This is a genomic window from Streptomyces sp. NPDC001532, from assembly GCF_040298625.1.
In the GTDB taxonomy this organism is placed as follows: Bacteria; Actinomycetota; Actinomycetes; order Streptomycetales; family Streptomycetaceae; genus Streptomyces.
Window position 1 is genome coordinate 13,830 of record NZ_JBEPAL010000031.1, and the last position, 12,448, is coordinate 26,277.

The window sequence follows — 12,448 nt, forward strand, 5'->3', positions numbered from 1 at the left end:
GAGCGGCCCGGCACCGGCCGCCGCCACGAAGCCCGACCCTGGGGGAGGACCTCGATGCACCCTGCCGTACGGACCCGAACGGCGCCGCGCCCGGCGGCGGCCGTCATGCCGCAGCCGCGCACCCGGCGCGTCCGCTCGCTGATCGACGCCGAGGCCATCCGGGTGCTGCACCGCGCCGCCCGCGTGCTGATGGACGACCTGGCCGAGCTGACCGACCGGCTGATGGCCGTCGTACAGGACCAGGAACCCGCCTACCGGGCCGCCGTCGAGAACGACCCGGTCGGCATCTGGCAGGAGATGCACCGCTCGCTGCGGCACAGCGTGGCCTCGCTGCTCGACCCGCGCGGCGCCCGGGACGCGGCCCGCCGCTGCTCCTGGCGGATCGGCGCCGGCCGGGCCGAGCAGGGCCTGCCGCTGGACGCCGTGCTGCACGCGTTCCGGCTGGGCGGCTCCCTGGTGTGGCAGGGACTGGTCGAGGAGACCTCCCGGCGGGCGCCCGAGGACGTCCGGCTGCTGGTGCACGTCGCCGCCGACGTCTGGAACTTCGTCGACGAGCACTGCACGCTCGTCACCGACGCCTATCGCCAGGTCGAACGCCAGCTGACCTGGCGCCGCGAGAACCGCGTCCGGCTGCTGGCCGCCGCCCTGCTCGACGGCACCAGCCGCATCGCCGACCTGCCCGACACCGCACGGGCGCTGGAGATGCCCGAGCACGGCCGGTACGCCGTGGTCGCCGTCGCCGACGGCGGACTCGGCGGAGCCCGGGGCGCCGCCGTCGTCCAGGGCGGCGCGCGGGTCCACTGGCACGCCGGCGTGGAGGTGGACTACGGCATCGTGCTGCTCGGCGCGGACGACCGGGACGGCGACGACGGCCTGCCCGAGCCGAGCGGCGGCGCCGGCACCCGGATCGGCATCGGCGGCGTCGTCGACGGACTGGCCGCCGTGGGCGAGGCCCGCCGGCTCGCCGACACCGCGCTGCGGATGTGTCCCGCGGACGGCGGCACGATCCGGCTGACCGAGCACCTGCCCGCCGCCCTCGTCGTGTCGTCCCCCGAACTCGGCTCCACCCTCGCCGACCGCGTCCTCGGCCCGCTGGAGCGGGTGGAACCGGCCGACCGCGAGGTCCTGCTGGACACCCTGGCCACCTGGCTGGCCTGCGACGGCTCCGCTCAGCGGGCGGGCGAACGCCTCTACTGCCACCGCAACACCGTCCTGAACCGCCTGCGCCGCTTCGAACAGCTCACCGAGCGGTCCCTGGCCCGCCCCTCCGACCTGGTCGAGATCAGCCTCGCCCTGACCGCCCGCCGCCTGCTCAAGAACTGACGACGAGCAGCCCCACGGGGCCCCGCCCGCCTCCCTGCCCGGGAAGCGGGCGGGGCCCTTTTCCCTGGGGCTCCCACCGGGCTCCCACCGGGTTTCCATCGGCTTTCCATCGGCTCGCGTGGGCCGGGCTCGGCCCCGGCGCGCGGCCCCGGCCCGGCCCGTACCACGGGTCCGGCCGCGAAACCCCGCTGCCGCCCTCTCTGGGCATCCGCACAAGCCCCCCGCCCCTCGGCTGGGACCGCGCACCCACCACCCCGTGAACCCTGTACCGCGCTCATGCGCGCGTGCTGTCGTGAGCTGCCCCTACCCCGAACATCCGTGCCCGCGCGGCACGGACCCGAGGAGCCGCGATGCCTGAAAGCCCACCGGACAAGGAGTCCGCGCTGCACGTCGAGGATCTCGACGTGACGTACAGCCGGGCCCTGTCCGCACTCCGCTCGGTCTCCCTGACCGTCCCGCACGGCAGCGTCGTCGCGCTGCTGGGCGCCAACGGAGCCGGCAAGACCACCCTGCTGCGGGCGGTCTCCGGCACGCTGCGCCTGCACCGCGGCACGGTCACGGCCGGCCGTATCCGCTACGGCGACACGGAGCTCGACGGCCAGGACCCGGTCGCGGCGGTACGCGCCGGAGTGGTCCAGGTCCCCGAGGGCAGGAGGGTCTTCGCCGGTCTGTCGGTCGACGAGAACCTGCGCACCGGCGGGCTCGGCCTCGGCCGCCGCAGCCCCGCCCTGGTAAGCGAGTCCCGCGACCGCGTCTTCGCGCTCTTCCCCCGGCTCGCCGAACGCACCCAGCAGGCCGCCGGGCTGCTGTCCGGCGGCGAGCAGCAGATGCTGGCCATCGGCCGCGCCCTGATGGCGGCGCCGCGCCTGCTGCTGCTGGACGAGCCCTCCCTCGGCCTCGCCCCGCTGATGGTCAACCGGATCGCCGAGGTGATCCGCGAGATCAACGCCCAGGGCACCGCCGTGCTGCTGGTCGAGCAGAACGCCGGCATGGCCCTGTCGCTCGCGAGCCACGCCCACGTCCTGGAGGTCGGCGAGGTCCGGCTGTCCGGGCCCGCGGACGACCTCGCCCGCACGGACGCCGTACGCCGCCTCTACCTCGGCGAGTCCGAAGACGGTCAGGGGGCCGCGTGAACGACCGCACCACCGCGCCCCCCGAGCTGGACGTCCGCGACGTCACCGTCCGGTTCGCCGGTCTCACCGCTCTCGACGCCGTGTCCTTCACCGTGGCCCCCGGCTCGGTGCACGCGGTGATCGGACCCAACGGGGCGGGCAAGTCCACCTGCTTCAACGTCCTGTCCGGCCTGTGCCGCCCCGCCTCCGGCACCGTCCGGCTCGGCGCCACCGACCTGACCCGGCTGGCGCCGCACCGCATCGCCCGGCTCGGCGTGGCCCGCACCTTCCAGAACATCGTCACCACCGAGGGCACCGTCGCCGACAACCTGATGCTCGGCCGCCACGCCCTCACCCGCGCCGGCTTCGCCGCCAGCGCCCTCCGACTGCCCGGCGCGGTGCGCGAACAGCGCGCCCACCGCGACCGCGCCCGCGAGATCGCCGACCTCACCGGGCTCGGCGACCTCTTCGACACCCCCGTCGCGGTGCTGTCCTACGGCGACCGCAAGCGCGTCGAGTTCGCCCGCGCCCTGTGCCTGGAGCCGCGTGTGCTCCTCCTGGACGAGCCGGTGGCCGGCATGAACGGCGCCGAACGCGTCCGCACGGCCGAGGTGATCCGGGACGTCCGCGCCCAACTGGGCCTGTCCGTACTGATCGTGGAGCACGACATGGGTCTGGTGATGCGCCTCGCCGACGAGGTCACCGTCCTCGACTTCGGCCGCGCCATCGCGCACGGCACCCCCGACGAGGTCCGCAACGACCCCGAGGTGCTGCGCGCCTACCTCGGCGGCGGCGACGACGCCGGGGAGGACGCGGCATGACCAACTTCCTGGACCACCTGCTCAACGGCCTCGCCCTCGGCGCGGTCTACGCCCTGGTCGCCCTCGGCTTCGTCGTCATCTTCAAGGCCTCCGGCGTCCTCAACTTCGCCCACGGCTCCCTGCTGCTGCTCGGCGGCTACCTGACCGCCGTCCTCCACGACGACCTCGGCTTCGCCGGCGCCCTCGCGGTGGCCGTGCTGGCGACGGCGCTGGTGGCCGGCGCCATGGACCGGCTGCTGCTGCGCGGCGGCGACCGCGACCCGCGGGCCGCCCATGTGCAGACCATCGTCACCATCGGCGTCGACATCGTCCTGGTCACCGACCTCGCCCGGCGCATCGGCGGCGACCTGCTCACCACCGGCGACCCCTGGGGCGACTCGGTCACCAGGATCGGCTCGGTCACCGTCGCCGACAGCCGCATTGCCGCGATCGCGGTGTCGGCCGTCGTCATCGCCGGTGTCTTCGCCCTCTTCCGGTACACCGCCTGGGGCCTGTCCCTGCGGGCGGCGGCCGAGGACCTGGAGGCGGCGGCCCTGATGGGCGTACGGCTCACCCGGGTGCGGATGCTCGTTTGGTGCCTGGCCGGAGCGCTCGCCGCGCTCGCCGCCGTCTTCCTCACCGCCTTCCCGGCGCCGGGCCTGGAACGCACCACCGGCCAGATCGCCCTCAAGGCCTTCCCGGCCGCGATCCTCGGCGGCATGGCCTCCCCGCCCGGCGCACTCGCCGGCAGCCTGCTGATCGGCCTGACCGAGGCCCTGGTCGCCGGCTACCAGTCCGAACTCCACGTCCTCGGCGAGGGCTTCGGCGACGTCGCCCCGTACGCGGTGATGGTGCTGGTCCTGCTCGTACGGCCCACCGGGCTGTTCGGCGCGAAGGGAGCCGTCCGTGTCTGACCTCCTCAAGCGCGGCCGGCCGCTGCTGCTCGTCCTGCTGCTGTGCGCCCTGCCCTTCTACCTGGACGCCTTCTGGCTGCGGATCGGACTGTTCGCCATGGCGGCGGCCATCGGCGCCGTCGGCCTCGGCTTGCTGTCCGGCACCGCGGGCCAGCTCTCCCTCGGCCACGCCTTCTTCCTGGCCGTCGGCGCCTACGGCTACGCCTGGCTGGCCGGCGAGCCCGGCCCCGGCCTGCCGCCCGCGCTCGCCCTGGTCCTCGCGGTGCTGCTCGCCGGAGCCGCGGGCGGCCTGTTCAGCCCGGTCGCCGGCCGGGTGAAGGGCATCTACCTGGGTGTCGCCACCCTCGCCCTGGTCTTCCTCGGCCACCACGTCCTGCTCACCGCGGACTCCGTGACCGGCGGCTTCAACGGCCGCTCGGTCCCGCCGCTCAGCCTCGGCGGCTTCACCTTCGCCGACACCGACCCCGAACTGGTCGTGCTCGGCGTGCCGTTCGGCTCCGAGGAACGCCTGTGGTACCTCGGACTCGCCCTGTTCGCGCTCACCTGGGTCACCGCCCGCGGCATCCTGCGCGGACGCCCGGGCCGCGCCCTGGTGGCCGTCCGCGACAGCGAGACCGCCGCCGCCGTCATGGGCGTCGACGTGGCCCGCTACCGCTCGGCCGCGTTCGTCGTCTCCTCGATGTACGCGGGCCTCGCCGGAGCGCTGCTGGCGCTCGGCTTCCGCCGGATCGTGCCCGACTACTTCGGGCTCGCCCTCTCCGTCGACTACCTCGCCATGATCGTCATCGGCGGTCTCGGCTCGGTCGCCGGAGCCACCGCGGGCGCGGTGTTCGTCACCGCGCTGCCGCTGCTGATGACCCGCTACGCCGACCACCTGCCGCTGGTCACCCCGCCCGGCAGCAGCGGAGGAGTCGTCGGCCCCACCGAGGCCGCCCGCTACCTCTACGGCGCCGCGATCGTCCTGATCCTCCTGTACGCCCCCGACGGCCTGCACGGGCTCACCCGCCGCATACGCGCTCGCGTCGGGCGCCGCCGGCCGGCCGCCGATCCGTCGGCCCCGGCGTCCGCCCAGCCGTCCACCCAGCCATCCGCCCCGTCCGCGTCCCCCGCACGACCCAAGGAGCACACCCCGTGAACACCACCCGCACCACCAGAACCCTTATCGCCTCGGCCGTGGCGGCGCTGCTGATCGCGGGCACCGGTTGCAGCTCCAAGGCGGAGGGCGACAAGCCCGGCGACGCCGCCGACGGCGTCAAGACCGGCCCCGGTGTCACCGACGACCGCATCCGGCTGGGCGCCCTGACCGACCTCACCGGCCCCTACGCCACCCTTGGCAAGAGCATCGTGCAGGCCCAGAAGATGTGGGCCGACGAGACCAACGCGGCCGGCGGCATCTGCGGCCGCAAGGTCGAGATCGTCGTCGAGGACCACGGCTACGACGTGCAGAAGGCGGTCACCGCGTACGCCGACATCTCCTCCGACGTCGTCGCCCTGCCGCAGGTGATCGGCTCGCCGGTGGTCGCCGCGCTGCTCGACGACATCGAGCGCGACAACCTGCTGACCTTCCCGCAGGCCTGGGCCGCCTCCCTGCTCGGCAAGGACGCGGTGCAGGTCCTCGGCACCACCTACGACGTCGACATGATCGCCGCCGTCGACTTCCTCACCCGCACCAAGGGCCTGAAGAAGGGCGACACCATCGGCCACGTCTACTTCGAGGGCGACTACGGCGCCAACGCCCTGGAGGGCTCCACCTGGGCCGCGAAGCGCGCCGGCCTGAAGATCGTCGACCAGAAGATCAAGGCCACCGACACGGATCTGTCCGCCCAGGTGTCCGCGCTGCGCGAGGCGGGCGTGAAGGCCATCCTCATCAGCGCCGGCCCCGCCCAGACGGCCTCCCTCGCCGGTGTCGCCGCCTCCCGCGGCCTCCAGGTCCCGATCGTCAGCAGCGCCCCCGGCTTCGCGCCGCAGCTGATGAAGACCCCGGCGGCCAAGGCCCTGGAGGCCATGCTGAGCGTGGTCAGCGCCGCCCCGGCGGTCAGCTCGGACCTGCCCGGCGTGCAGAAGATGGTGAAGGCGTACGAGAAGAAGTACCCGGGGTCCCCGGTCGACTCGGGCGTGCTCTCCGGCTACAACGCCGCGCAGCTCCTCGGCGCCGACCTGAAGAAGGCCTGCGAGGCCGGCAGCCTCACCCGTGAGGACGTGGTGAAGGCCCACCGCTCCCAGAAGAACGCCGACACCGGACTCGGCACCCCGCAGGACTTCTCCGACGTCTCCCGTCCCGCCAGCCTCTCCAGCTACATCCTGAAGCCGGACGCCAAGGCGGTCGGCAACCTGGTGATCGCGGAGGAAGCGCGCGCGGTGCCGGGGGCCGAGGAGTACCTGAAGTCCTGACGCTCCCGCGGCGCGGACGACACGGGAGGGCGGTCCACACCGGGACCGCCCTCCCGCTGTGCGCGGGCACAGTCAACTCCTCGCGCACGAACGCCAGTTCTAAGCAAGGGGTCCTCGGTGATTTCGGGCCCACGGCCTTCGCCTTCTCACTGGCACGGGTGACCCGGAGGTCCCTAGGATGTACCGCCAGTGAGGCTTGGCGGATCGATGCGGTACGAAGCTGGGGGAACGATGAGCACCGGAAAACAGCTGTCCACGGAGATCGACGCCAATATCCCGACGGCCGCACGGATGTACGACTACTACCTCGGTGGCAAGGACAACTACGCCGCGGACCGCGCGGCCTGCGAGGAGCTGGACAAGGTCGTCCCCAGCACCCGCCGGCTCGCCGTCAACAACCGCCGCTTCCTCCAGCGGGTCGTCAGGACGCTCGCCGCCGAGCACGGCATCCGCCAGTTCCTCGACCACGGATCCGGCCTGCCGACCCAGGACAACGTCCACCAGGTCGCCCAGCGCCACGACCCCAGCGCCCGCGTCGTCTACGTCGACAACGACCCGATGGTCCTGGTCCACGGCCGCGCCCTGCTGGAGCAGGACGAGCGCACCACGGTGATCCACGCCGACATGCGCGAGACCGATCTGATCTTCGATCACGCCGAGACGCAGCGCCTGATCGACTTCGACCAGCCGGTCGCCGTGCTCTTCAACTCGGTCTTCCACTGCATCCCGGACAGCGAGACCGACGGCCCGCTCGCCGTGGTCCACCGGGTGCTCGAACGGCTCGCGCCCGGCAGTTTCCTGCTGATGTGCCAGCTCGTCAGCGAGGACGCCGAGGTCCGCGCGTTCGTCACGGACTTCATGGACAAGGCGACCCAGGGCCACTGGGGGCGGGTGCGCGAGCCCAAGGACGTCGCGCAGTGGTTCGAGGGTCTGGAGATCCTGGAGCCGGGCCTCGTCGAGGTGTCCACCTGGCGCCCGGACTCCGAGGTGGTGCCCCGTCAGCTCACTCATGAGTGGATCGAGTTCGGCGGCGTCGCCCGCAAGCCCTGAGATTCCGGACCGAAGTTCGCACCGGTGGTGCGGGGCTGAGGCCCCGCACCTTCCTCGGTTCCCGCCCCGTCACTCGGCGGGGTAGCGCGTCTCCATCGTGCTGTGCAGCAGCGCGAGCGAGTCCTTCGGGGTCAGGGCCTCGTCGGCGAGCCGGTCGAGCGCGACGCGGTACTCCTCCGTCTCGTCCCGGTCCTCCAGGAAGTTGGCGCTGCGGATGTGCTCCAGATAGACGACGTCCGGCAGATCCAGGCCGCCGAACCGCAGATAGGTGACCGGGATCGCGGGCGCCGAGGCTTCGGTCACGTCCAGCGGCACCACCTGCACGGTGACGTTCGGACGCTGGGCCATCTCGATCAGATGCGCCAGCTGCTCACGCATCACGGCCTTGCTGCCGAGGACCCGCAGCAGCACCGCCTCGTCCAGGATCGCCCACAGCTGCGGCGCGTCCGGGCGGTGCAGCAACTGGGCGCGGCGGGTGCGCAGTTCGACCCGCCGCAGCACTTCGCTCTCCGGCGCGACCGGCAGCCCGCGGCGGACCACCGCCTGGGTGTACGCCGGAGTCTGGAGCAGCCCGGGAACGTACTGGATCTCGAAGGTACGGATCGCGGCGGCCGCCTCCTGGAGGCCGACCAGCCGGTCGAACCACTCCGGCATCAGCCGCTTGTCGTACCGCTGCCACCAGCCCGGCTCCCCGGCCCTGCGCAGCAGTTCCAGCAGGACGGAGGCCTCGTGCTCCTCGACCGCGTACAGCTTCAGCAGGGCCCGGACATCCGCCTCGGTCGGCGGCCTGCGGCCCTTGCCCGCCTCGATGCGGGACAGTTTCGCGGGACTGAAACCGAGGGCGCGCGCCGCCTGGTCCTGGGCCAGCCCGGCATCCTCGCGCAGCCCCGCCAACTGGACGCCGACCAGCATCTTCAGCAGGGTCGGCGCGGGTTCGGCCCGGTCCAGATAGGGCCGAAGGCGCACCACTCGTTGCGACTCGGCGGACATCCCAACTCCCGGAAGGCAGGCAGAAGAGAGGACCAGGCTATCGCAGCGCTGCCCTCGCGTTGCATATATGCCGCCGGATCGTGGGGTGTTGGCGGTGGTGAGCCGCCGGCCGGGCGCCCGGTGCGCGCGCCTCACACCAGGTGGTCGAACTCCCCGTCCTTGGCGCCGGCGAGGAAGGCGGCCACCTCGGCGGCGGTGTAGACGAGCGCCGGTCCGTCAGGGTCCCGCGAGTTGCGCAGCGCGACACCTCCGTCGGCGAGCGGCGCCACCTCGACGCAGTTGCCCTCCGCGTTGCTGTGCCGGCTCTTGATCCACCGGGTGTCCAGCGCGCTGGCCCGTACTCCGTTCGGTACTGGTGACATCGACCTCTCCCTGGTGTCGGCGGTGCCGTTGGGCTCGCTGTGGTGTGTGCCCATGTGCCGACCGTCTACGCGAAAACTCGCGCAATTTCTCGTGCAATTGCACGCGACGGCCTACGGCGTGGATAATAGACCCCGGCGTCAACCCGAGTGGGGGCGCCCGACCATGACGTCGCATCAGGGAGATGCCGTGCCGTCACCCGTGCATCACGCCTCTCGGCCCCACGGCGCAGTGCCGCTCGAGGAGGCCGGGGCAGGTGCGGCCCGGCCCGTGTCGGCGGAGCTGCGGATCACCGTCAGCGAGGAGGGCGTGGCCCAGGCCAGGGCCTTCACCCGGGACACGCTGCGGGACTGGTCGCTCGGCCATCGCACCGACGACGCCGCCCTCGTGGTCACCGAACTCGCCGCCAACGCCGTGGTGCACGCGGTACCGCGGGCGGCGGCGGACGACTCGGAGGTCTGGCTCGGCCTGACCCGCGGCACGGACCATCTGACGCTCACCGTCTCCGACCCCGGCGACACCCCTCCGGTGTACGCCCCCCACGGCGCCTTCGCCTTCGCGGAGCACGGCCGCGGCCTGTGCATCGTCGACGCCCTGTCCGAGGAGTGGGGCTGGATCCCGCGCCCGCCGGCGGGCAAGACCGTCTGGGCCAGGCTGTCGACCGCCTCCTCCTTACTGCCATGACCCCTGCCATGACGCCTGCGGAAAGGCCCCCAGCCATGCGCACCGCTCCCACCGGACAGCCCGGCACCGAGTGCACCGAGCACCAGCTCCTGGGGTCGCTCGGCGAGGTGCCGTGGCACGAGATCCAGGACTCCACCGGCTCCGCCGCCGCCATCCCCGGACTGCTCGCCGACATCGCCCGCGGCGGCACCGACACCGCGACCGCCGCACTCGCCGAACTGCGCACCCGTATTTGCCAGTACGGCTTCGTCGTCGAACAGGCGACGGCCGCCACCGTCCCCTTCCTGTGGGAGCTGGCGCAGTCACCGCAGGTCACCTGCCGCGCCCAGATCATCCGGCTGCTCGCCAGCATCGCCGAGGCCCGGCAGTGGGAGCACACCGCCAGCGCCTACCCCAAGCTGCTCAACCACCGTGAGAACCCGGTGGTCTGGGAGCGCGCCGCCCGCCAGGCCGTGCGCGCCCGGCGCGGCACCCTGCGGTCGCTGCTGGCCGAGCAGGACACCGAGATCTCGCGCGCCAGCACGGAACTCGCCCGCTCCCTGGGCGTGTAGCGGCGCTTCCGGCCCCTTTGGCCGGTCTCACGCTGCGGACACCGCGACATTCCCGCCGTACGGTGGTGTACCTCTGGCCGAATGGGGCAGAAAGCGCTTCCCCATGGTCACCGGAGAGGATCACCGCCGATGGCGTCGCCGTTGGAGAAACCGCTCGACCACCGCTACCGGGGCGAGCACCCCATTCGCACCCTCGCCTATCTGTTCCGCGCCGACCGCCGGCAGCTGGCCGCAGCGGTCGGCGTCTTCACGTTCAAGCACAGCCCGATCTGGCTGCTGCCGCTGATCACCGCGTCCATCATCGACACCGTCGTCCAGCACCAGCCGATATCCCAGCTGTTCACCAGCACCGGGGTCATCCTGTTCATCCTGCTGGTCAACTACCCGCTGCACGTCCTCTACGTCCGCCTGCTCTACGGCAGCGTCCGCCGGATGGGCACCAGCCTGCGCTCCGCGCTGTGCACCCGCATGCAGCAGCTGTCCATCGGCTACCACTCCCGGGTCAGCGCCGGCGTCCTCCAGGCCAAGGTGGTCCGGGACGTCGAGACGGTCGAGCAGATGGTCCAGCAGACCGCCGAACAAGGGCTCGGCGCCACCACCGTGCTGATCGGCGGCCTGGTCATCATCGGAGTGCGCACCCCCGAGTTCCTGCCGGTCTTCCTCGTCGTCGTCCCCGCCGCCGCCCTGCTCGTCGCCCGGCTGCGGTCCCGGCTGCGCACCCACAACGAACACTTCCGGCACGAGGTGGAGACCTTGTCGTCCCGGGTGACCGAGATGACCCGCCTGATTCCGGTCACCCGCGCCCACGGCCTGGAGGGCAAGGCGCTGCGCCGCATGGACGGCACCCTGCACCGGCTGCTCACCTCCGGCATGCGCCTGGACCTGGTCAACGGCCGGTTCGGCTCGCTGGCCTGGGTGGTGCTCAACGTGGTCGGCGTCCTGGTGCTGGCCGGCGCCGCGCTCATCTCGTACTACGACGTCTGGGGCGTCACCCCCGGCGACGTCGTCATGCTCAGCGCGTTCCTCACCACCCTCACCAACTCCGTGACCACCCTGGCCGGCCTCACCCCGATCATCTCCAAGGGCCTGGAGTCGGTGCGCTCGGTCGGCGAGGTGCTCCAGGCTCCCGAACTGGAGGACAACGAGGGCAAGACCGAGGTCACCTCCCTGCGCGGCGCCATCACCTTCGAGAACGTCGGCCACGCCTACGACGGCGGGCGCGCCGCCGTCCGCGACTTCACCCTCGACGTCACCCCCGGCGAGACCATCGCCCTGGTGGGCGCGTCCGGCGCCGGCAAGTCCACCGTCCTCAACCTGGTCATCGGCTTCATCCGCCCCACCTCGGGCCGGCTGCTCCTGGACGGCGCCGACATGACCGCCCTCGACCTGCGCACCTACCGGCGGTTCGTGTCGGTGGTCCCGCAGGAGTCGATCCTCTTCGACGGCACCATCAGGGAGAACGTCGCCTACGGCATGGACGACGCCGACGAGAGTTCCGTCCGCGCGGCCCTCCGGGACGCCAACGCCCTGGAGTTCGTCGACCGGCTGCCCCAGGGCCTCGACACCCTGGTCGGCGACCGCGGGGCACGGCTGTCCGGCGGCCAGCGGCAGCGCCTCGCCATCGCCCGCGCCCTGATCCGCGACCCCAAGGTGCTGGTGCTGGACGAGGCGACCTCCGCCCTGGACACCCAGTCCGAGGCCCTGGTCCAGCAGGCCCTCGCCCGGCTGCTGCGCGGACGTACCACCTTCGTGGTGGCGCACCGGCTGTCCACGGTGCGCGGCGCGGACCGGATCGTGGTCATGGGCGACGGCCGGATCCAGGAGATCGGCACCCACGAGGAGCTGCTCCGGCGAGGCGGCGCGTACGCGGCACTGCACAGCGGACAAGCCGCGTGAAAACGCCCGCCGGGCGTACGACGCGCGGGCGTTAAGCAACGGTATTGCGTCAATTGGGTACGGCGCGCCGGGGAGGCGATTGCTCCGGCGCCGACCGGGCATACGCAGCGCAAAAAGCGAGAGAGGGGCGCCCGTTGCTTGTTCCGGACCCGAAGGTCGTCAGAAAGCTGCTGACCCGGTACGCGACGCTGCAGATCGCGCAGGCGGAGCGAGAGAGTACGGCCACGGCACGAGAGCTGGACGACGTCAGTTACACGCTCTGCGTGATGATGGGGACCACCGATATCCATGACGCCATCGCCAAGGCGGACGCCCTGCTGACCGAGGGCCGGGCGGCAGACCCGGACGAGGACAGCGGCCTGTCGCTGGCGGTCTGA

13 protein-coding genes are annotated in these 12,448 nt (G+C 72.5%); 11 read left to right on the forward strand and 2 right to left on the reverse strand.

All coding sequences use genetic code 11. The annotated features are described in order from the left end of the window. The first annotated feature begins 54 nt into the window (after positions 1–54). The 7 genes from ABT232_RS25720 (at position 55) to ABT232_RS25750 (ending at position 7,590) form a co-directional block, all read left to right on the forward strand. Positions 55–1,323, forward strand: coding sequence for a PucR family transcriptional regulator (locus tag ABT232_RS25720; RefSeq protein ID WP_351843893.1), 1,269 nt, complete (start codon positions 55–57; stop codon positions 1,321–1,323). A 350-nt stretch (positions 1,324–1,673) separates the two neighbouring features. Beyond that, entirely contained in the window at positions 1,674–2,456 is a 783-nt protein-coding gene (locus ABT232_RS25725) for an ABC transporter ATP-binding protein (RefSeq protein ID WP_351843895.1), read from the forward strand. Beyond that, a complete protein-coding gene (locus ABT232_RS25730) occupies positions 2,453–3,256 on the forward strand; it encodes an ABC transporter ATP-binding protein (protein ID WP_351843897.1) in 804 nt (267 codons plus the stop codon). The genes ABT232_RS25725 and ABT232_RS25730 overlap by 4 nt, the downstream gene beginning before the upstream one ends. Next, positions 3,253–4,149: a branched-chain amino acid ABC transporter permease gene (locus ABT232_RS25735; RefSeq protein ID WP_351843899.1), complete on the forward strand. Its 897-nt coding sequence runs from the start codon at positions 3,253–3,255 to the stop codon at positions 4,147–4,149. Before ABT232_RS25730 ends, ABT232_RS25735 begins: the two co-directional genes overlap by 4 nt. Continuing rightward, positions 4,142–5,284: a branched-chain amino acid ABC transporter permease gene (locus tag ABT232_RS25740; protein ID WP_351843901.1), complete on the forward strand. Its 1,143-nt coding sequence runs from the start codon at positions 4,142–4,144 to the stop codon at positions 5,282–5,284. Before ABT232_RS25735 ends, ABT232_RS25740 begins: the two co-directional genes overlap by 8 nt. Beyond that, on the forward strand, positions 5,281–6,540 hold the full coding sequence (locus tag ABT232_RS25745) for an ABC transporter substrate-binding protein (protein ID WP_351843904.1): 1,260 nt from the start codon (positions 5,281–5,283) through the stop codon (positions 6,538–6,540). The genes ABT232_RS25740 and ABT232_RS25745 overlap by 4 nt, the downstream gene beginning before the upstream one ends. A gap of 231 nt (positions 6,541–6,771) precedes the next feature. Then, complete coding sequence (locus ABT232_RS25750) at positions 6,772–7,590, forward strand: SAM-dependent methyltransferase (RefSeq protein ID WP_351843906.1); 819 nt, start codon at positions 6,772–6,774, stop codon at positions 7,588–7,590. A 69-nt stretch (positions 7,591–7,659) separates the two neighbouring features. Here ABT232_RS25750 and ABT232_RS25755 read toward each other — a convergent pair whose 3' ends face one another. Further along, positions 7,660–8,580 carry a helix-turn-helix domain-containing protein gene (locus ABT232_RS25755; protein WP_351843908.1) on the reverse strand — a complete coding sequence of 307 codons (921 nt, stop codon included), beginning with the start codon at positions 8,578–8,580 and terminating at the stop codon, positions 7,660–7,662. 131 nt (positions 8,581–8,711) lie between these two features. Continuing rightward, on the reverse strand, positions 8,712–8,942 hold the full coding sequence (locus tag ABT232_RS25760; RefSeq protein WP_351843911.1) for a DUF397 domain-containing protein: 231 nt from the start codon (positions 8,940–8,942) through the stop codon (positions 8,712–8,714). Between the two features lie 268 nt (positions 8,943–9,210). Between ABT232_RS25760 and ABT232_RS25765 the strand changes: the two genes are divergently transcribed. From ABT232_RS25765 to ABT232_RS25780, 4 genes are all read left to right on the forward strand, one after another. Continuing rightward, on the forward strand, positions 9,211–9,624 hold the full coding sequence (locus ABT232_RS25765; protein WP_450872117.1) for an ATP-binding protein: 414 nt from the start codon (positions 9,211–9,213) through the stop codon (positions 9,622–9,624). 35 nt (positions 9,625–9,659) lie between these two features. Next, on the forward strand, positions 9,660–10,175 hold the full coding sequence (locus ABT232_RS25770) for a hypothetical protein (protein ID WP_351843916.1): 516 nt from the start codon (positions 9,660–9,662) through the stop codon (positions 10,173–10,175). A 129-nt stretch (positions 10,176–10,304) separates the two neighbouring features. Then, the gene (locus ABT232_RS25775) at positions 10,305–12,071 is read left to right on the forward strand and encodes an ABC transporter ATP-binding protein (protein ID WP_351843918.1); all 1,767 of its coding nucleotides are present in this window, start codon (positions 10,305–10,307) and stop codon (positions 12,069–12,071) included. 134 nt (positions 12,072–12,205) lie between these two features. Next, complete coding sequence (locus ABT232_RS25780) at positions 12,206–12,448, forward strand: DUF5133 domain-containing protein (RefSeq protein WP_351843921.1); 243 nt, start codon at positions 12,206–12,208, stop codon at positions 12,446–12,448.